The organism is Cryobacterium sp. BB736, from assembly GCF_014980265.1.
Classification (GTDB): domain Bacteria; phylum Actinomycetota; class Actinomycetes; order Actinomycetales; family Microbacteriaceae; genus Terrimesophilobacter.
Window position 1 is genome coordinate 479,550 of sequence record NZ_JABXWQ010000004.1, and the last position, 18,118, is coordinate 497,667.

General features: G+C 68.7%; 18 protein-coding genes. 3 read left to right on the forward strand and 15 right to left on the reverse strand.

Features of this window, described 5'->3' with window-relative positions; genetic code table 11:
- Positions 1–8: 8 nt before the first annotated feature.
- On the reverse strand, positions 9–1,367 hold the full coding sequence (locus IRG63_RS11805; RefSeq protein ID WP_168627667.1) for a pitrilysin family protein: 1,359 nt from the start codon (positions 1,365–1,367) through the stop codon (positions 9–11).
- Positions 1,368–1,701: 334 nt separating this feature from the next.
- Here IRG63_RS11805 and IRG63_RS13850 point away from each other — a divergent pair, with 334 nt between their 5' ends.
- Positions 1,702–2,292 carry a helix-turn-helix domain-containing protein gene (locus IRG63_RS13850; protein WP_349236204.1) on the forward strand — a complete coding sequence of 197 codons (591 nt, stop codon included), beginning with the start codon at positions 1,702–1,704 and terminating at the stop codon, positions 2,290–2,292.
- 13 nt (positions 2,293–2,305) lie between these two features.
- Here the strand turns inward: IRG63_RS13850 and IRG63_RS11815 are convergent, their stop codons facing one another.
- Positions 2,306–3,271 (reverse strand): aldo/keto reductase, encoded by a 966-nt coding sequence (locus IRG63_RS11815; RefSeq protein WP_193510229.1) that lies wholly within the window; start codon positions 3,269–3,271, stop codon positions 2,306–2,308.
- A gap of 161 nt (positions 3,272–3,432) precedes the next feature.
- Between IRG63_RS11815 and IRG63_RS11820 the strand changes: the two genes are divergently transcribed.
- A complete protein-coding gene (locus IRG63_RS11820; RefSeq protein WP_370566247.1) occupies positions 3,433–3,960 on the forward strand; it encodes a YbhB/YbcL family Raf kinase inhibitor-like protein in 528 nt (175 codons plus the stop codon).
- Here IRG63_RS11820 and IRG63_RS11825 read toward each other — a convergent pair.
- The 8 genes from IRG63_RS11825 to IRG63_RS11860 form a co-directional block, all read right to left on the reverse strand.
- Positions 3,935–5,602: a SulP family inorganic anion transporter gene (locus IRG63_RS11825; RefSeq protein WP_227412059.1), complete on the reverse strand. Its 1,668-nt coding sequence runs from the start codon at positions 5,600–5,602 to the stop codon at positions 3,935–3,937. The two genes, IRG63_RS11820 and IRG63_RS11825, sit on opposite strands and share 26 nt — an antisense overlap.
- Before the next feature lie 8 nt (positions 5,603–5,610).
- Complete coding sequence (locus IRG63_RS11830; RefSeq protein WP_193510232.1) at positions 5,611–5,979, reverse strand: helix-turn-helix transcriptional regulator; 369 nt, start codon at positions 5,977–5,979, stop codon at positions 5,611–5,613.
- Between the two features lie 144 nt (positions 5,980–6,123).
- Positions 6,124–6,345, reverse strand: a complete 222-nt coding sequence (locus tag IRG63_RS11835) for a hypothetical protein (protein ID WP_168627673.1) — start codon at positions 6,343–6,345, stop codon at positions 6,124–6,126.
- A gap of 52 nt (positions 6,346–6,397) precedes the next feature.
- Entirely contained in the window at positions 6,398–7,204 is an 807-nt protein-coding gene (locus IRG63_RS11840; RefSeq protein WP_193510233.1) for a CoA ester lyase, read from the reverse strand.
- Positions 7,201–7,686 (reverse strand): MaoC family dehydratase, encoded by a 486-nt coding sequence (locus tag IRG63_RS11845; RefSeq protein WP_193510234.1) that lies wholly within the window; start codon positions 7,684–7,686, stop codon positions 7,201–7,203. Before IRG63_RS11845 ends, IRG63_RS11840 begins: the two co-directional genes overlap by 4 nt.
- A gap of 9 nt (positions 7,687–7,695) precedes the next feature.
- On the reverse strand, positions 7,696–8,862 hold the full coding sequence (locus tag IRG63_RS11850) for an acyl-CoA dehydrogenase family protein (RefSeq protein ID WP_193510235.1): 1,167 nt from the start codon (positions 8,860–8,862) through the stop codon (positions 7,696–7,698).
- The gene (locus IRG63_RS11855) at positions 8,859–10,928 is read right to left on the reverse strand and encodes a biotin carboxylase N-terminal domain-containing protein (RefSeq protein ID WP_370566248.1); all 2,070 of its coding nucleotides are present in this window, start codon (positions 10,926–10,928) and stop codon (positions 8,859–8,861) included. The genes IRG63_RS11850 and IRG63_RS11855 overlap by 4 nt, the downstream gene beginning before the upstream one ends.
- Before the next feature lie 3 nt (positions 10,929–10,931).
- On the reverse strand, positions 10,932–12,539 hold the full coding sequence (locus tag IRG63_RS11860) for a carboxyl transferase domain-containing protein (RefSeq protein ID WP_193510236.1): 1,608 nt from the start codon (positions 12,537–12,539) through the stop codon (positions 10,932–10,934).
- A gap of 90 nt (positions 12,540–12,629) precedes the next feature.
- Here IRG63_RS11860 and IRG63_RS11865 point away from each other — a divergent pair, with 90 nt between their 5' ends.
- The gene (locus tag IRG63_RS11865; protein WP_193510237.1) at positions 12,630–13,214 is read left to right on the forward strand and encodes a TetR/AcrR family transcriptional regulator; all 585 of its coding nucleotides are present in this window, start codon (positions 12,630–12,632) and stop codon (positions 13,212–13,214) included.
- Between the two features lie 12 nt (positions 13,215–13,226).
- Here IRG63_RS11865 and IRG63_RS11870 read toward each other — a convergent pair whose 3' ends face one another.
- The 5 genes from IRG63_RS11870 to pdhA all read right to left on the reverse strand — a co-directional run bounded on the left by IRG63_RS11870 (position 13,227) and on the right by pdhA (position 17,928).
- The gene (locus IRG63_RS11870) at positions 13,227–13,619 is read right to left on the reverse strand and encodes a nuclear transport factor 2 family protein (protein ID WP_168627678.1); all 393 of its coding nucleotides are present in this window, start codon (positions 13,617–13,619) and stop codon (positions 13,227–13,229) included.
- 181 nt (positions 13,620–13,800) lie between these two features.
- Positions 13,801–14,451 (reverse strand): VOC family protein, encoded by a 651-nt coding sequence (locus tag IRG63_RS11875; RefSeq protein WP_193510238.1) that lies wholly within the window; start codon positions 14,449–14,451, stop codon positions 13,801–13,803.
- A gap of 8 nt (positions 14,452–14,459) precedes the next feature.
- Positions 14,460–15,794: a dihydrolipoamide acetyltransferase family protein gene (locus tag IRG63_RS11880; protein WP_193510239.1), complete on the reverse strand. Its 1,335-nt coding sequence runs from the start codon at positions 15,792–15,794 to the stop codon at positions 14,460–14,462.
- Positions 15,794–16,813, reverse strand: coding sequence for an alpha-ketoacid dehydrogenase subunit beta (locus tag IRG63_RS11885; protein ID WP_168627680.1), 1,020 nt, complete (start codon positions 16,811–16,813; stop codon positions 15,794–15,796). The genes IRG63_RS11880 and IRG63_RS11885 overlap by 1 nt, the downstream gene beginning before the upstream one ends.
- Positions 16,810–17,928 (reverse strand): pyruvate dehydrogenase (acetyl-transferring) E1 component subunit alpha, encoded by a 1,119-nt coding sequence (gene pdhA / locus IRG63_RS11890; protein ID WP_193510240.1) that lies wholly within the window; start codon positions 17,926–17,928, stop codon positions 16,810–16,812. The genes IRG63_RS11885 and pdhA overlap by 4 nt, the downstream gene beginning before the upstream one ends.
- Between the last annotated feature and the right edge of the window lie 190 nt (positions 17,929–18,118).

Genomic DNA, 18,118 nt, shown 5'->3' on the forward strand with positions numbered 1-18,118 from the left:
TGTTTTTCTCAGCCGACCGCTGCGGGCTCCGCGGTGAAGCCGGCGAAATCGCCCTCAGAGACGGCGCCGACGACGCTGAGGCTGAGTGGCCGGGACACCAGGTCCTGCGCGAGGGCGGCGACGTCGTCCCTCGTCACCAGGTCGAGGCGCCGCAGCGCCTCATCCAAGTCGACGAACTCGCCGAGGGTCAGTTCGGCGCGCCCGAGCCGCGACATCCGTGTGTCGGAGTCCTCGAGCGCGAGGGCGGATGCGCCGGAGAGCTGGCCGATCGCGCGTTCGCGCTCCGCGACAGTGATGCCGTGCTCCGCCATCCGCCGGAATTCGCCGAGCAGCAACTCGGCGACCTGTGGCGCCTTGGACGGGGAGCAGCCCGCGTAGAGGCCGAAGATGCCGGCGTCCGAGTAGGCGGGCGAGTACGAGTAGACCGAGTAGGCGAGTCCGCGCTTCTCGCGGATCTCCTGGAACAGTCGCGATGACATCCCGCTGCCGAGGACCGAGTTCAGCACCGCCATCACACTGCGGCGGTCGTCGGCTGCGGCGATGCTCGGGACACCGAGCAGCATGTTCGCCTGCTCCAACGGGCGCTCGACGACGGTGAGCGCCGCGCCGCGGTCGATCACGGTGTGGGAGGCGTCGCGGCGCTCAACCGGCTTGGCCGGGACATCAAGCTCCCACCCAGCCGACCGGAGCGACTTCTCGACGTGTTCGACGAGCTGATCGTGGTCCACCGCGCCGGCCACGGTGATGACCAGGTCGTTCGGGCGGTAGTTGGCGCGGTAGTGCTTCCAGACCGCGTCCCGGGTCACCGCCTTGATGGTCTCGGGGCTGCCGCCGATCGGGCGACCGAGCGGGTGCGACCCGAAGACGGCCTCGAAGAACCGCTCGCTCGCGACATCCGACGGATCATCGTCCGCCATCGCGAGCTCCTCGAGGATCACGCCCCGCTCGTTCTCGAACTCCTGCGTGTCCAGCAGCGAGCTGGTGAACATGTCGGAGAGCACCTCGACCGCCATCGGCAGGTCACGGTCACGCACCTTCGCGTAGTAGCAGGTGTGCTCCTTGGCGGTCAGCGCGTTGTTCTCGCCGCCGACCGAGTCGAAGCTGACGGCGATGTCCAGCGCGGTGCGACTGGTCGTCCCCTTGAACAGCAGGTGCTCGAGGAAGTGGGTGGAGCCGTACCCCTCTGCGGCCTCATCGCGCGAACCCACTGCGACCCAGTAGCCGATGGTCGCGCTGCGCGCACCGGGCACCTGCTCGGAGAGGATGCGCACGCCGGATGGGAGGACGCTGCGCCGCACGAGACAGTCACCGGTAGCGCGAAACGAGAGTTCTGAAAGATCCAGAGGAAGCTGCACTGCACGGTTCATATCACCCATGAGCCTATGCCACCGGTTCACCCCTCACGCGCCCCAGAAAGGGCACCCTCGAATTGGGGTACAAACACAGTCCACACAACTGCGGACAAACAGACTTGTCTGTCCTCAATTCTGTGCTAGCCTGACAACCGTCGAACGGTCCGCTCATCCCCCATCTGAGCGGAACGTTCTGGGGCAAGCGAGCCGACCCGAAGGTCCGCTTGCCCCTGCCTTCGGGCGGACACAGCACGCCCGCGAACTTCGCGGTACCAGCGCCGGATCCTTCCCCCAAGATCCGGTTGGCTGCCGAAGCGGAGTGGGGATAAACGCCCGAGGGAGCCACGCTGTGACGATTGTCGAGTCTGATCCAACGTCACAGCGTGCCCCTTGGGCCAAGCAGCGCATTCTGGACACGGCGACACGCCTCTTCTACGACGAGGGCATCCGCCAGGTCGGCATCGATCGGCTGATCGCCGAGGCCGAGACCACAAAGGCCACGTTCTACAAGTACTACCGAGCCAAGGCGGTGCTCGTGGCCGCCTACATCCGTGGCGCACACGAACGCGACAAGGCGGCCCTCGAGGCGCTCATCGTCGAGTCGGACGGTGCGGCGCAGGCGCTCGAGCTGCTCGTGCAGCGGATCATCGACGAACTGCAGCGGCCCGGCTTCCGCGGCTGCCTCTACCTCAACGCGGCTGCCGAATATCCCGAACCCCACCATGAGGTGCGCGTGATCATCATGGAGCACCGCGACTGGTACACCGCCGCGATCGCCGACCTGCTTCGGCAGGTCGGGCATCCCCTCCCCGGTGAGGGGGCTGACGACTTCCTGCTCGCCCGCGACGGCGCGATGGTCGGTGGCTATGCAGGCGACGTCACCGCAGCGGCCGGAGCGCTCCAGCGCAGCGTCGATCGCATCCGCGCCGCCCGGGCCTGAAGCTCTGGCCCACTCAGGCGGTTGCCGCGTCGAGCGCTGCGACCTGGTTGCGGGTCAGCTGGACCAGCGTGCCCGCGATGAGGTCCTCGACCTGATCCGCGCTGCTCGCACTGGCCACCGGCGCGACGACGTTCGACTTGGTGAGCAGCCACGCGATCGCGATGCTCGCCGGCGCAACCTCGTGCTCGGCGGAGACTCGATCCAGCGCGGCGAGCACCCTCAGCCCCCTCCGGTTGAGGTGGCTCTGCGCGTCGACGACGCGCGAGTCGAACCGGCCATGCACGCTCGCCAGGTTCGCGCGCGATCGGTACCTGCCCGTGAGGAACCCGCCATCCAACGCGAAGCGCGGCATTACAGCCAAGCCCTGCGACGCGGCGACCGACGCCATCGAACCCTCGAACACCGCACGGTGCATCAGGTTGTAACGGCTTTGCACCGCGACGAGCGGCCCAAGGCCGAGCTGCGCGGCAATGATCCGTGCCTCGATCAGCCGATTGCCCGAGTGGTCCGAGGCACCCAAATAACGCACCTTCCCCGCCCGCACGACTTCGTCGAGCGCGACCAGGGTCTCCTCGAACGGCACGTCCGGGTCGTCGATGTGGAGGTAGAGCAAGTCGAGGTAGTCGGTGCCCAGGCGGGTCAGGCTGGCATCGATCGCCGCGGTCAGCGCACCCGGCGTTAGGCCAGGGAAGTCGGCACTCTTGCCGATCTTGGTGGCCAGCACGACATCCGCCCGGTTCCGCCGGTCGCGCATCCAGTTCCCGATCAGGATCTCGCTTCGTCCGCCCGCGTAACTGTCCGCGGTATCGATGAAGGTGCCGCCGAGCTCGACGTAACGGTCGAGGATGTCGACGGTCGCCTCGTCGCCCACCGTCCACCCGAAGACGTTCCCGCCGATCGCCAGCGAACTCACCCGGAGCGGAGTGGACCCGAGTCGGCGCTGGTGCGCGCGCGTGCCCAGTTGGCTTGTCGGGTTCATGGGATCTCTCGGCCGGTGGAGGTGTGTTGCACAGAGGGTAGAGCACGCCCAGGCCACTTCCGTGGCACGAATGGCGCGATTCGTGCGCGAGAAGGACTCGCACCGGTACGGCTATCATCGGCACAACCGACCGAATGCAATGGAGCGGGGGGCGATTCACCGTGGTCAATGACCCGAACTGGCGTTTGCCGGAGGTGCCGGCGTTCTCGCTGACCAGCCCGGAAGTGCGCGACGGCGACATTCTGCCCAGGTGGGCACGGGCATCCGGGATGGGCGGCGAGGACCGCTCCCCGACCCTGCACTGGTCCGGGCAGCCACGCGGCACCAAGAGCTTCGCGCTCACCGTGTACGACCCGGATGCGCCGACCGGCAGCGGCTACTGGCACTGGGCGGTCTACAACATCCCGGGCGACGCGAGCGCGCTGCCTCAGGATGCCGGGAACCCGGCCGCCGGGCTGCTGCCCGCCGGCGCGATCACGCTGCCCAACGAGTCACGCGAGGAGCGGTTCGAAGGCGCCGCACCGCCGGCCGGCCATGGCGAACACCGCTACGTCTTCACGCTGTCCGCGCTGGGCGTCGAACGGCTCGACCTGCCGGCGCGCTGCACCCCGGCGGTCCTCGGCTTCACCCTGCGGACGGTGATCCTGGCTCGCGCGCAGTTGACTACGTTGTCGGAGACCCCGGCGTAGCGCCCACCAGTTCGCGCGCGGAGGCGATCGCATTCGGGGTCGCCTCGAAGACGCGACCGGCGTCCTTCAGCCGTCGCGCGGAGGTCAGCGCGGCGAGCACCTTCTTGTGACCGGGTCGGATGCCCGACAGCAGCACGACGATGCCGCGGCGCTCGAGCTTGGCTATCGCGTCGTCGAGCATCAGCGCGCCGGTCGCATCGATGGTGGTCAGCCGGCTCATGCGGAGGATGACCACGGCGACATCCGCGACCTCGCTGAGTTCGAGCAGGAAGCGGTGGGCTGCGCCGAAGAACAGGGCGCCGTCGAGGCGGAAGGCGACGATGCGGTCGTCGAGCAGGCTGCGCTCCTCGGCGGAATGGTCGGCATGGTCGAGAGGCACCCGCTCGACCCTGGACGCCTTCGCGACCGCACGCAACGCGACGAAGCCGGCCAGCGCGAGGCCCACGACGACGGCCGTGACCAAATCGATCGCCACGGTGACCACGAACGTGAGCACCAGCACGAGGGCATCCCCACGCGACGAGCGCATGATGGCCTTGATCGAGCCGACCTGGATCATCTGCACGGTAGTCGCGAGCAGCACGCCGCCGAGGGCGGCCAGCGGGATCACCCCGACCAGCGGCGCGGCGACGAGCGTGAACAGCAGCAGGATGACCGCGTGCGAGAACGACGCGAGGCGCGACTGCGCTCCCGCGCGCACGTTGACGGCGGTGCGGGCGATCGCCGCGGTCGCCGGAACGCCACCGAACAGCGGGGCGGCCAGGTTCGCCAGTCCCTGGCCGAACAGCTCACGGTCGGGGTTGTGCTTCTGCCCGACGCTCATGGCGTCCGCAACGGTCGCGCAGAGCAGGCTCTCCAGCGCGGCCAGGGCTGCGACGGCGAGCGCCGATGGCAGCAGCGCGGTCAGCGTGCTCGGGTCGAAGAAGCCGACGGATGGCGCGGGCAGGCCGGCGGGCAGGGTACCGACGGTGTCGATGCCGAAGCCTGCGAAGAAGGCGACGGCCGTGGCGATGACAACGGCGACGAGCGAGAACGGAACAGCCGGCTTGAAGCGGGCGCCGATCAGGATGACCGCGGCCACGGCCAGCGCGATGACCACCGGCACGAGATCCGGAGCCGCCGCCCAGCGCACGATCGCGTCGAAGGCGATGGCCCACACCTGCTCCTGGTCGCCGGCCTCAACACCGAGGATGTTCGGCAGCTGCTGCAGCGCGATGACCACGGCGATGCCCGCCGTGAAGCCCTCGACGAGGGACGCAGGGAGGTACCGCACGTAGCGGCCGACCCCGGACACCGCGAGGCCGAGCAGGATGACGCCGGCCATCACGCCGACCTGCAGCACGCCGCTCGCGCCGAACTGGTGCACCACCGGGATCAGCACGACCGTCATCGCCCCTGTGGGTCCTGACACCTGCAGGTTGCTGCCACCGAACACCGCGGCGATCGCACCCGCGACAATCGCGGTGATCAGCCCGGCTTCCGCGCCGAGCCCGGATGCGACGCCGAAGGCGAGTGCGAGCGGCAGCGCAACGATGGCGACGGTCAGTCCGGCCAGGAGGTCCCGCCCCGGCGACCGGCGCATCGCCGCGACGTCGCCCTTACCGGGGAGCAGTCCGAGCAGGAAGCGGCCGCTTGCCGACATCCGTCGTCTCATCGCACCTCCGTGCCCGTTGCAGCTTCGCTGGCGGCGTGCTCACGCTCGAGCGTTGCGAGGAGTTCTGTCGTGTCCTGCAGATTGCTGAGGAGCAGCTGCCTGGCGACGGCCAGCAGCTCTGCCATGCGCGGGTCGCGCACCGAGTAGTAGATGGTGTTGCCGTCGCGGCGGGTGACGACCACACCTGCCCTGCGCAGCACCGCCAGCTGCTGGGAGAGCTGCGTCAACTCGGCGTCGATGCTGTCGGCGAGGTCGCCCACGGAGCGCTCCCCCTGCACGAGCTGCTCGAGGGCCCGTACGCGGACCGGATGCGCGAGCGCCTTGAACAGCTCGGCCTTCAGCGCTGCCACGGGAAGATCTGCCATCCAAGCATTATAACTAGCTATCTAGCAAAATAGCCAACTAGTCAATCATCGAGTCGGGGGCAGTAGCCGTTATGAGCCTGCCAAAACGGCAACACCTCCCGACTCAATGGAAGTTCGGGAGGCTGTGGGGTGCGGCGGCCGGCCTCAGGGGCGGCGGCGCACCGGGATGGGGACGCTCTCGACTGGCGGCTCGGAGTGACGCTGGTACTGCGGGCCGCTCCAGCGACGCGCGAACCGGATGCTCAGCACGACGCGAACGGCGACAGCTGCAGCGACGATGACCGCGACCGCGAGCCAGAAGATGGGGTCGACGATCCAGGTGAACCAAGACAGCACGCTGCTGACCGCCTCGGCGCCATTTCCCATCAGACCAGAGTACGAACCCGGCCCGCGCCTGTCCTACCCCCAACCGGGGGTGTTAGTCGCCCGCGCGCCGCACCAGTTCGGCAGCGTGCCGGAGCACCGGCTCGTCCACCATGCGACCGCGGAAGGCGAACACGCCTGACTCGTCGGTCGCCGCCGCGAGCACCGCGCGCGCGAATTCCAGGTCCGCATCCGAGGGCCGGTAGGCGTCGCGGATGGTGGCGACCTGACCGGGGTGGATGCACGCGGTCGCCGCGAAGCCGCTTGCCGCGGCATCCGACGCCTCGGCCCGCAGTCCGTCGAAGTCGTCGATGTCGACATGGATGGCGTCGATCGCGGCCTTGCCGTAGGCGCCCGCCGCGAGCAGCACCGCGGAGCGCGCGTGCCGGGCCACCTGCCGGTAGCGGCCATCCGGCAACCGGCTCGAGGTCCCGCCAAGGGAGGCCATCAGGTCCTCCGCACCCCACATGAGCGCGACCACCGACGGGTGCGCCGCGATCGCGGGCGCCCCAACGACTCCACCTGCGGTCTCGCACAGCGCCACCAGCTCGAACCCGTCCAGCCCCTCGAAGTCACGGGGCGCGGTCGCCTTGGCGACCATCACCGTGCGGTACTCGGTCTGCCGCAGCGCCTCCAGGTCGGCAGCGCGCTCCGGTGAGTCGTAGGCGTTCACCCGCACGATCGTGCGCGCCGGATCGAGCAGATGCTCGATGAGCGCGGCCCGCGCGGCGTCCTTGTGCGCGGCGTCGACGGCGTCCTCGAGGTCGAGGATGACCGCATCCGCCCGCTCGGCGGCCTTGTCGAACCGGTCGGTGCGGTCGGCGGGGCAGAACAACAGGGCCGGGCCCATCCGGAAGCTCATTGCCGCGCCTCTTTGCACCACACCAACGTCGACCGCACGGCCGTCGCGACGACGACGCCGTCCTGGTTGCGGGCGGTGTGCTCGAGCGTGACGATCCCCTGCCCCGTCCGGGACTCGGAGAGCCGCTTGCCGGTGACGATCGTCTCGCTGTACAGGGTGTCGCCGTGGAAGACCGGATGAGGAAAGGCGACCTTCTCGAAGCCGAGGTTTGCGACGATGGTGCCCTCGGTCAGCTGCGCCACCGAACTGCCGACCAGGGTGGCCAGTGTGAACATCGAGTTGACCAGGCGCTGCCCGAACGGCTGGGACGCGGAGAACGCGGCATCCAGGTGCAGCGACTGGGTGTTCATAGTGAGGGTCGTGAACAGCACATTGTCGGCCTCGGTGACCGTACGGCCCGGCCGGTGCCGGTAGAGAACAGACTCGTCGAACTCCTCGAAATAGAGTCCGCGCTGCTGCACGATTTCGCGTTCCTCGGGCATCCGCGCCTCCTACTGATTGAAACCGAGCGACCTGGCGATCACCATGAGCTGCACCTCGTTGGTGCCCTCGCCGATCTCGAGGATCTTCGAGTCACGGTAGTGCCGTGCAACAAGGCTCTCATTCATGAAGCCCGCACCGCCGAAGATCTGGGTCGCGTCGCGCGCATTGCTCATCGCCGCGTCGCTTGAGACCAGCTTCGCGATCGCCGCCTCACGCTTGTAGTCGAGGCCCGCAGCGCTGCGGCGCGCGGCGTCGTGCCAGGCGAGCCGGGCGGTGTGCACGCGCGCCTGCATCTGCGCGATCATGAACGAGATCGACTGGAATGAGCCGATCGGCTTCCCGAACGCGTTGCGATTCTTGGCGTAGGCAACCGCCTCGTCGAGGCAGCCCTGTGCCGCGCCGGTGGCGAGCGCGGCGATCGCGACTCGTCCGTCGTCGAGGGTGTGCAGGAAGTTGGCGTAGCCGCGTCCGCGCTCGCCGAGCAGGTTGGCCTCTGGGACCCTGGCGTCGTCGAAGGTCAGCGGATGCGTGTCCGACGAGTTCCAGCCGACCTTGTCGTAGGCAGGCTCCACCGTGAAGCCGGGTGTCCCGTTCGGGACGATGATGGTCGACAGTTCCTTGCGCATCCTGCCGTCCGGGTCCTCGCGCTCGCCTGTCACCGCCGTCACGGTCACGAACCTGGTGATCGGCGTGCCGGAGTTGGTGATGAACTGCTTGCTGCCGTTGATCACCCATTCGCCGTCGTCCAGCCGGGCGGTGGTGCGCGTCGCGCCGGCGTCGCTGCCCGCCTCGGCCTCGGTCAGGCCGAACCCGGCGAGTGCGGTGCCCGCCGTGAGGTCGGGCAGCAGTTCCCGCTTCTGCTCCTCGGTGCCGAAGCGGAAGATCGGGAAGGACCCAAGCCCGACGGCAGCCTCGAGTGTGATGGCCAGCGACTGGTTGACGCGCGCGATGGCCTCGATAGCGAGTCCGAGCGACATCACGTCGCCGCCCTGTCCGCCGTACTCCTCCGGGAACGGCAGCCCGAACAGCCCGAGTTGCCCCATCTGCGCGACCACGTCCATCGGCAGCCGATGCTCGCGGTCGGCCTCGTAGGAGATGGGTGCGATCACCTCGTCGGCGAACTCGCACACCGTGTCGTAGAGCGACTGCTCCTCTTCCGTCAGGTTCCAGCTCATGGCGTGACCTCTCGTTCGGGATGCGGCTGGGCCGCTTCCATCGCTTCCTCTTCGCTTCTGACGCGCGCAACCACCTGATCCAGCCGGACCAAGTCGCCGACGCTCACGGTGATCTCCACCTCGCCCGCGGCCGGGGCGGCGAGCTTGTGCTCCATTTTCATCGCCTCGACGGTGACCAGGGTCTGGCCTTCCGTCACCCGGTCACCGGTTTCGGCCGCCACCGCGACGACCGTGCCCGGCATCGGCGAGCGCACTTCTGGGCTGACCGGATGCGCGACCCGCTCGATCGCGGCCAGCATTTCCGCGGTCTGCGCCGACCGGTCCAGGTGCCGCAGCGGCAGGCTCACGCCGTCGCATCCGATCCACACCTGGTCACCGGAGCGCGCGATCGCCAGCGGGCGGGTAACGCCGTCGAGAGTCAGCCGGTGATCGCCACCGTCGCCCACCAATCGGGCCGCGTGCTCGCGCCCGTCGATCGTGACGGCTGCCGCCTCGGCGGTCCCGGCGACCAGCACGTCGACCCGGTCGCTCTGTGAGGTCGAGAACCGGTACCGGCTCGGCCGCGCTGCCTCCGCCATCCGCCAGCCAGGTCTGGAGGTCCACGGGTCAAGCGCATCGGCATTCGTGCGCTCGGCGTGCAGAAAGAGCGCGGCGGCAGTGAGCAGCTCGGCGTCGGCGCCCCGGAACACCAGCTCCGGCAGTCGCCGCTCGATCAGGGTGGTGTCCATGGTCCCGGCGATGACATCCGGGTCCGCGAGCAGCTCGCGCAGGTACTCGATGTTGGTGCGAACGCCCAGCACCGTCGTGGCGGCGAGCGCGGCATCGAGGCGCGCGATCGCCTCCGAGCGGTCGACGCCGTGTGCGATGACCTTGGCCAGCATCGGGTCGTAGTCAACGCCGATGGTCAGTCCCTCACGCAACGAGCCGTCGACCCGGATGCCCGTGCCGTCCGGCTCGCGCAGGGACAGGATGTGCCCGGTGCTGGGCAGGAAGCCGCGCTGCGGATCCTCCGCGTAGAGGCGAGCCTCGATGGCGTGCCCGGTGAGGTGAATGTCGGACTGTGCGAGAGTCAGCCGCTCCCCCGCCGCGACCCGCAGCTGCCACGCGACCAGGTCGACCCCGGTGACCAGCTCGGTTACCGGATGCTCGACCTGGAGGCGCGTGTTCATCTCCATGAAGAAGAACTGGTCCGGCGCCTCTGCGGACACCAGGAACTCGACAGTGCCCGCGCCGCGATAGTCGACGCTGCGCGCCACGGTCTTCGCCGCCTCGCCGATGCGCTCGCGTGTCGCGGCATCCAGCAGCGGCGACGGCGCCTCCTCGATGACCTTCTGATGGCGCCGCTGCAGCGAGCACTCGCGCTCGCCCAAATGGATCACGTTGCCGTGGCTGTCCGCGAGCAGCTGCACTTCGATGTGCCGGGGGCTGGTGATGAGCCGTTCGAGCAGCATGGTGTCGTCGCCGAAGGCTGCGGACGCAACGCGGCGGGCCGTCGCCAGCGCATCCGGCAGCGCCTCGGCGGAGTAGACCGGCTGCATCCCCTTGCCGCCGCCGCCGGCCGACGGCTTGATGAGCAGCGGGTAGCCGACCCGGTCGGCCTCCGCTGCCAGCTGCTCGTCGCTGAGGCCACGGGACGACACACCCTCGAGCACCGGCACGCCTGCGGCCGAGACGTGGTCCTTGGAGCGGATCTTGTCGCCCATCAGCTCGAGCGAGCGCTCGGTCGGGCCGATGAAGACGATGTCGGCTGCCTCGCACGCGCGCGCGAATTCGGCGTTCTCGGACAGGAACCCGTAGCCGGGGTGGATCGCCTGCGCGCCCGACTGGATCGCTGCCGCGATGATCGCGCCGACGTTCAGGTAGCTGGCAGCCGGGGCGGCCTCGCCGATGCGGACCGCGACGTCGGCGTCCGCGACGTGCTTGGCGTCGGAATCGGCGTCGCTGTAGACGGCGACCGATCGGATGCCGAGTTCGCGCAGGGTGCGGATGACACGGCAGGCGATCTCACCGCGATTGGCGACCAACACGGTGTCGAAGATGCTGTTACTGAGCTTGTCGAATTGCACCGGTCACATCCTGAACAGGCCGAAGGCGGAATCGGGCAGCGGGGTGCGCGAGGCGACGTCGAGGGCGAGCCCGAGCTGGGTGCGGGTCTCGGCCGGGTCGATGATGCCGTCATCCCACAGCCGGGCGGTCGAGTAGTACGGGTTGCCCTGGTGCTCGTACTGCTCAGTGATCGGCGTTTTGAACGCGGCCTCGTCCGCCTCGGGCCACTCCTCGCCGCGCGCCTCGAGCTGTTCCCGGCGGATGGTGGAGAGCACGGAGGACGCCTGGGCGCCGCCCATGACCGAGATGCGGCTCGCCGGCCACATCCAGAGGAAACGCGGGCCGTACGCCCTGCCGCACATCGAGTAGTTGCCGGCGCCGAACGATCCGCCGATGACGACAGTGAACTTGGGGACGCGGGTGGTGGCGACCGCGGTGACCATCTTCGCGCCGTGCTTCGCGATGCCGCCGGCCTCGTAGTCACGGCCCACCATGAAGCCGGAGATGTTCTGCAGGAACACCAGCGGGATGCCGCGCTGGTCGCACAGCTCGATGAAGTGGGCGCCCTTCTGCGCCGATTCGCTGAACAGCACGCCGTTGTTGGCGATGATGCCGACCGGATGCCCGTGCAACCGGGCGAACCCGGTCACCAGGGTCTTGCCGTATTCACGTTTGAACTCGTGGAACTCGGAGGCGTCGACGAGCCGTGCGATGACCTCGTGCACGTCATAGCTGCCCTGCACGTCTACCGGCACGGCACCGTACAGTTCCCCGGGGTCGACGGCCGGTTCGCGGCTCTCGATTACGTCCCATGCCGGCGCGGCGGGCCGGGGCAGGGTCGCGACGATGTCCCGGATGATCTGCAGCGCGTGCTCGTCGTTCTCCGCCAGGTGGTCGGTCACGCCGGACGTGCCGGAGTGCAGCTCGCCGCCGCCGAGCTCCTCGGCGGTGACGATCTCCCCGATCGCGGCCTTCACGAGGGGTGGGCCGCCGAGGAAGATGGTGCCCTGGTTGCGCACGATGACCGTCTCGTCGCTCATCGCCGGCACGTAGGCACCACCGGCGGTGCTAGAGCCCAGCACGGCCGCGAGCTGGGGGATCTTCGCCGCCGACAGCCTGGCCTGGTTGTAGAAGATGCGGCCGAAGTGGTCGCGGTCAGGGAACACCTCATCCTGCATCGGCAGGAACGCGCCCCCGGAGTCGACCAAGTAGACGCACGGCAGACGGTTCTCGAACGCGATCTCCTGCGCGCGGAGGTGCTTCTTGACCGTCATCGGGTAGTAGGTGCCGCCCTTCACGGTCGCGTCGTTGGCGACGACCATGACGTGGCGGCCGTGCACGAGGCCGATGCCGGCGATCAGGCCGGCGCTCGGACTATCGCCGTCGTACATCCCCTCGGCGGCGAGTGGCGCGATCTCGAGGAACGGGCTGCCATCATCCAGCAGAGCGTCGACGCGGTCGCGCGGGAGCAGCTTGCCGCGCGCGACGTGGCGCTCGCGGGAGCGCTCCGGGCCGCCGAGGGCGGTGACGCGCAGGCGCTCGCGGAGCTCGTCGACGAGTTCCCGCTGGCCGGCCTCGTTGGAGCGAAACGCGTCGCCTGCGGTGTCGAGCGAGCTGGTCAGGACTTCCATGCGTCTCCGTCGACTCATTCGGTTAATGATCGCTAACTGGGTCTAAGGTTAGTGAACACCCCTACCGATGTCTACAGCGGGAAGCATCTGATGTCCGATGGCCTGACCACCGAGCGCAGTCGCGCGAAGGCGAGCCGTCGCGCGGCCCTGCTCGACGCGGCGGCGCGGCTGTTCGCCGAGCGCGGCTTCAACGGGGTCTCCATCGAGGACCTCGGTGCCGCCGTGGGTGTGAGCGGTCCGGCGGTGTACAAGCACTTCGCGGGCAAGCAGGCCGTGCTCGCCGCGGTGCTCGTGGACGTGAGCCGCGGACTGCACGACGGAGGCGCGAGGGTCGTGGCCGCGGCATCCGGGGCATCCGACGCGCTGACCGATCTCGTGCGCTTCCACGCCGACTTCGCCCTGGGGAATCCGGATGTCATCCGCGTGCAGGATCGCGATCTGGACAGTCTTGGCGACGAAGACCGGCACCTGGTGCGAACGCTGCAGCGCCGCTACGTCGAACTGTGGGTGGGTGTGCTCGAGCGGCTCCACCCCGATGTCGACACTGCGGTGCTGAGGGCGCGAGCCCACGCAGTGTTCGGGCTACTCAACTCGACGCCGCACAGCGGGCAATCGCTGGAACCCGGTGCGGTGCGGGCGGAGCTGGAGCGGATGGCGCTTGCGGCCCTCCGCTGACCGCGCCGACGGCTAGCTGAGTTGCTGGTCCAGCTGCTCGACCCAGTCGGCGCGCCAGTCTGGCGCGACGAACGACTCGCTCCAGTAGGCGGTCTCCCGCTCGATCTTCCCGCCCCGGAACTCGAAGATGAAGACGGTCTCGTAGGTGGGGCCGTCGTAGTCGAGGTGCGCCTCGGCGACGACCAGGTCCCCCGAGCTGACGATGCGCCGCGGGGTGATCGTCGGCAACTGCGGGAAGGCGCTGTAGATGGCGCGCCGATTGTCGGCGCCCCGCACCCGCTCTCCGGACTGCGGCCATTCCATGACGGCGTCGTCGTGGAACAGTTCATCCATGACCGCCGTGTCGCGTGCGTTGATGCAGTCGATGAGGCGACCGACGACCGCCTCGTTCTCGCTCGAGCCCATGGGACTCACCTCGCTTCCGTAGCAGGTGTTGGTTCCAATGGTGCGCCCGAGGGCGCGTGAATGTAACCCCTGCTTCAAGCACCACGCGGGTCAGAAAGAGGCCCTAACTCTCCCGGGAATGGCGCTTTGCGACACCTCGAAGCAGTAAGGGACGAGAATCGCCGATTCGGGAAATCAACCCCTAGAGGTCGGAGGTGCAGACGCAGGCCTCGTTGCCCTCGGCGTCTGCGAGCACCCACCATCCGGGCGCGTACTCGTCGGTCAGCAGCGTGCCGCCCGCGTCGAGGGCCGCCTGCACCCGGTCGGGCGCATCCGAGGTCGGCACGTACACGTCGACGTGGATTCGATTCCGCTGGGTGCGGGGCGGCTCCATGTGCTGGAACCAGAACCGCGGGCCCTTGCCGCGCGGGTCGACGAGCTCAATCTCTCCGTCGTCGTCGACCTCGTCGTAGTCGAGAACCGCCTTCCAGAAACCGCGGATGCCGTCGGCATCCACCGTGTCGATGGCGATGTCGTAGCGGGCGGGCACCTGCGTGTCTCCGGTGGCGCCCGCTTCGTCGGCGAGCTCCTGAATACGTCCCGCCAGCTCGAGGTCGCGCCGCGTAACGCCGTCGGCGTCGTGCGAGGTCAACTCGAATGAGATCGAACCCCAGCCGAGGCGAAGCTCGGGATGATGGTTCAGCTCCTCCGCCACCTCCCCCACCCTTGCGGCGAGGGATGCTGCGGATGCGAAGTCCGGCGTGGAGAACGACGCGTAGAGGATCCCGTCGAGGTGGACGAACGCGGTGCCGGCGAGTTCCGGACTCGTCTGCTCGGGGATCAGCCGCTCCATGTCGTCCCTCACACCATCGCGATGAGCGACGCCGGGTTTGCCAGGATCCGGCCGACATCCGCGAGGAAGCGACTCGCTTGCTCCCCGTCGACCAGGCGGTGGTCGAATGAGATGCTCAAGGTGAGCACCTGGCGGAGGGCGATCTCCCCCTTGTGCTCCCACGGCATCCGCTTCACCGCGCCGAGCGCGAGGATCATGGCCTCCCCCGGCGGCAGGATCGGTGTGCCCGCATCGATGCCGAAGACGCCGATGTTGGTGATCGAGATCGTGCCGCCGCCGAGCTCCGCCTGGCCGGTGCGCCCGGCCTTCGCCGTCTCGACCAGTTCAGCGAGCGCCCCGGCCAGCTGGATCAGGTCGAGGGTGTCGGCGTCCTTGATGTTCGGGACCATCAGGCCGCGCGGTGTCGCCGCCGCGATGCCCAGGTTGACGTAGTTGAACTGCACGATCTGCTGCGCCTCATCGTCCCAGCGTGAGTTCACCGACGGGTTGCGTCCGACGGCGAAGCACACCGCCTTCGCGACCACCGCGAGCAGGTTCAGGCGCACCTGGCTGAATTGCGACGACGCCTTGAGCGTGTCGATCAGCTCCATTGTCGGGGTCACGTCGATGGTGAGGAACTCGCTCGCGTGCGGCGCGGTGAAGGCGCTCGCGACCATTGCCGCGGCGGTGTGCTTGCGCACGCCCTGGATCGGGGTGCGCGTCTCGCGGTCGCCGGAGCGCTGGGATGTTGTGCGCGTTTCGGGCGCGGCGGATGCGCCGGTGGACGCACGCTCGACATCCTCGCGGGTGACGACCCCGTTGTCGCCGGTGCCGGTGAGGGTCGTGAGGTCGACGCCCAAGTCGCGAGCGAGCTTGCGGACGGGCGGGGTGGAGAGGGCGCGCGGCGCTGGGCTGGTTTCGAGACGGTCGCTGCCCGATGCCGGGGCAAGCGTTGCCTGCGGCCCGGCGGCCTTCCGCGCTCTCCGCTTCGGGCGGTCGCCGGTCTCCACGCGCGGCCCGTAGCCGACGAGCACGGATTCGCGCCCGCTGTCGACCGGCTGCGGCGAGCCATCGGTCGGTGCGTCCTCATCGGGCATGGGCACGTCGGCCGGCTCACCGGAGTCGGCGAGTTCGAACGCTGCGATGGGAGCGCCGACCAGCACGGTCGTGCCGGGCTCCGCGTACAGCTTCGCGATGACACCGGCGAACGGGGAGGGCAGCTCGACGAGTGCTTTCGCGGTCTCGACTTCGGCGATGACCTGGTTCAGCTCGACGGTGTCGCCCTCGGCGACCCGCCAGCTGACCAGCTCCGACTCGGTGAGGCCCTCGCCGAGGTCCGGCAGCGCGAATTCCTTGACTGCCATCAGGCCTCCCAGTTGCTGAGCGAGTTGGGCCGTCCAAGCACGCGGTCGACGGTGTCGAGCATCCGGTCGAGGTCCGGTAGGAAGTGCTCCTCGAGCGATGCGGGCGGGTACGGGGTGTCGAAGCCCGTGACCCGCGCCGGCGCGGCCTCGAGCCAGTTGAAGCAGCGTTCGGTGATGCTCGCAGCGATCTCGGCTCCGATGCCGCCGTGCTGCTGCGCCTCGTGCGAGATCACCAGCCGCCCGGTCTTGCGGACGGATGCCTCGACGGTGTCGAAGTCGATCGGCGAGAGCGACCGCAGGTCGATGAGCTCGATGGAGACGCCATCGTCCTCCGCTGCCGCCGCGGCGTCGATTGCCGTCGCCACCAGCGGCCCGTAGGTGACGAGCGTCACCTGCGTTCCCTCACGCACGACGCGCGCCTTGCCGAGGGGAAGGGCGTCGGCGATATCCTCGTCCACCTCGCCCTTGGCCCAGTACCGCCGCTTGGGTTCGAAGAACAGCACCGGATCGTCACTGGCGATCGCCTGCCTGAGCATGGTGTGCGCATCCTGCGGCGTCGAGCAGGTCACGACTCGCAGACCTGCCGTGTGCGCGAAGTAGGACTCCGGCGACTCCGAGTGGTGCTCGACCGCGCCGATGCCTCCGCCGTACGGCACCCGGATCGTGATCGGCATGCTGACGTGGCCGCGGGTGCGGTAGTGCAGCTTGGCCACCTGCGCGACGATCTGGTCGAAGCCCGGGTAGATGAAACCGTCGAACTGGATCTCGCACACCGGACGGAACCCGCGCATGGCGAGCCCGACCGCGGTGCCGATGATGCCCGATTCGGCCAGCGGCGAGTCGATGACTCGCGTTTCGCCGAACTCGGCCTGCAGCCCATCGGTCACCCTGAACACACCGCCGAGCGCTCCGATGTCCTCGCCGATCAGCACCACCCGGTCGTCGTCGGCAAGCGCGCGGCGAAGGCCGGAGTTGAGCGCTTTTCCAAGGGTGAGCTGTGTCGTTGTTGTCGTTGTCATCGCTCGTCCCCCTCGAAGGTTTCGAGGTAGGCGGCGTACTGGCTCTTCTGCCGCTCGAGCCAGCTGTGCGGCTCGGCGTAGACATTGTCGAAGACGCTGAGCGGGTGCGGGTCCTCCATCGAGATCACGCCCTGGCGGAGCTCCCCCGCCACAGCATCCGCCTTCGCCTTCACGCGAGCCCTAACCTTGTCGCTCAGCGCCCCCGTCGACTCGAGCAGCGCCTCCAGGCGAGTGATCGGGTCCTTGCCCTTCCACTCCTCGAGTTCGTCCTTGGTGCGGTAGCGGCTGGGGTCGTCGGAGGTGGTGTGCGGCCCCATCCGGTAGGTGACCGCCTCGATGAAGGTGGGTCCGCCGCCGCCGCGGGCGCGGTCCAGCGCGATGCGGGTCGCCGCCATCACCGCGAGGACATCGTTGCCGTCGGTACGCATGCTCGGGATGCCGAACCCGGGGGCGCGTTCGGAGATGTGCCGCTTGGCCTGCACCCCGACCGGCTCTGAGATGGCCCACTGGTTGTTCTGGCAGAAGAACACCACCGGCGCGTCGAAGCTCGCGGCGAAGACCAGCGCTTCGTTCACGTCGCCCTGGCTGGTCGCGCCGTCCCCGAAGTAGGTGATCGCGACGCTATCGGCCGCTTCCGCCTTGATGCCCATCGCGTACCCGGTCGCGTGCAGCGCCTGGGCGCCGATGATGATGGCCGGCACCGCCATGTTGACGGTGTACGGGTCCCAGCCTCCGTGTGAGTGGCCGCGCCACATGCTGAGCAGGTCGGTGAGCGCAACGCCGCGGCAGTAGGCGACGGCGTTCTCGCGGTAGCTGGAGAAGATGAAGTCGTCGTCGCGCAGCGCGCGAGCCGAGCCGATCTGCGCGGCCTCCTGGCCGAGCAGCGGGGCCCACAGGCCGAGTTCGCCCTGACGCTGCAACGCGGTCGCCTCGGCGTCGATGCGACGGACGACCACCATGTCTTCGTAGAGCGACACCAGCTGTTCGTCGGTCACATCCGCCACCCACGTGTCGAACGTCGGGTTAGCCACCCTCGACCCGTCAGGCTTCAGCAGTTGGACGAAGTCCTCGAGAAGATCAGCTGTGCCATGCTCCGTGACGCTTTCGCGCAACATCGGTGCCCCTTCCGTCGCGACCCTCCCGCCTGATGAGCGACGAGGATCCACTGGAGAGGAAGCGGCCATCCGGGTAGGGGGTCGCCTCCGTCCCGGCGTCCTTGCCGGGCTACTGCCGAGCGTACGCAAGTTGGCTGAAAATGGGCAAATTGACTCGCGTTCTCGCCCTGCAATATTCGCCGAGTCGCCC

What these genes read in the sequence shown, in the direction of transcription:
- IRG63_RS11805 (WP_168627667.1), bottom strand. Translation starts at nt 1,367, where the DNA reads ATGAACCGTGCAGTGCAGCTTCCTCTGGATCTTTCAGAACTCTCGTTT.
- IRG63_RS11815 (WP_193510229.1), bottom strand. Translation starts at nt 3,271, where the DNA reads ATGAACCCGACAAGCCAACTGGGCACGCGCGCGCACCAGCGCCGACTC.
- IRG63_RS11825 (WP_227412059.1), bottom strand. Translation starts at nt 5,602, where the DNA reads ATGTCGGCAAGCGGCCGCTTCCTGCTCGGACTGCTCCCCGGTAAGGGC.
- IRG63_RS11830 (WP_193510232.1), bottom strand. Translation starts at nt 5,979, where the DNA reads ATGGCAGATCTTCCCGTGGCAGCGCTGAAGGCCGAGCTGTTCAAGGCG.
- IRG63_RS11835 (WP_168627673.1), bottom strand. Translation starts at nt 6,345, where the DNA reads ATGGGAAATGGCGCCGAGGCGGTCAGCAGCGTGCTGTCTTGGTTCACC.
- IRG63_RS11840 (WP_193510233.1), bottom strand. Translation starts at nt 7,204, where the DNA reads ATGAGCTTCCGGATGGGCCCGGCCCTGTTGTTCTGCCCCGCCGACCGC.
- IRG63_RS11845 (WP_193510234.1), bottom strand. Translation starts at nt 7,686, where the DNA reads ATGCCCGAGGAACGCGAAATCGTGCAGCAGCGCGGACTCTATTTCGAG.
- IRG63_RS11850 (WP_193510235.1), bottom strand. Translation starts at nt 8,862, where the DNA reads ATGAGCTGGAACCTGACGGAAGAGGAGCAGTCGCTCTACGACACGGTG.
- IRG63_RS11860 (WP_193510236.1), bottom strand. Translation starts at nt 12,539, where the DNA reads ATGGAAGTCCTGACCAGCTCGCTCGACACCGCAGGCGACGCGTTTCGC.
- IRG63_RS11865 (WP_193510237.1), top strand. Translation starts at nt 12,630, where the DNA reads ATGTCCGATGGCCTGACCACCGAGCGCAGTCGCGCGAAGGCGAGCCGT.
- IRG63_RS11870 (WP_168627678.1), bottom strand. Translation starts at nt 13,619, where the DNA reads ATGGGCTCGAGCGAGAACGAGGCGGTCGTCGGTCGCCTCATCGACTGC.
- IRG63_RS11875 (WP_193510238.1), bottom strand. Translation starts at nt 14,451, where the DNA reads ATGGAGCGGCTGATCCCCGAGCAGACGAGTCCGGAACTCGCCGGCACC.
- IRG63_RS11880 (WP_193510239.1), bottom strand. Translation starts at nt 15,794, where the DNA reads ATGGCAGTCAAGGAATTCGCGCTGCCGGACCTCGGCGAGGGCCTCACC.
- IRG63_RS11885 (WP_168627680.1), bottom strand. Translation starts at nt 16,813, where the DNA reads ATGACAACGACAACAACGACACAGCTCACCCTTGGAAAAGCGCTCAAC.
- pdhA (WP_193510240.1), bottom strand. Translation starts at nt 17,928, where the DNA reads ATGTTGCGCGAAAGCGTCACGGAGCATGGCACAGCTGATCTTCTCGAG.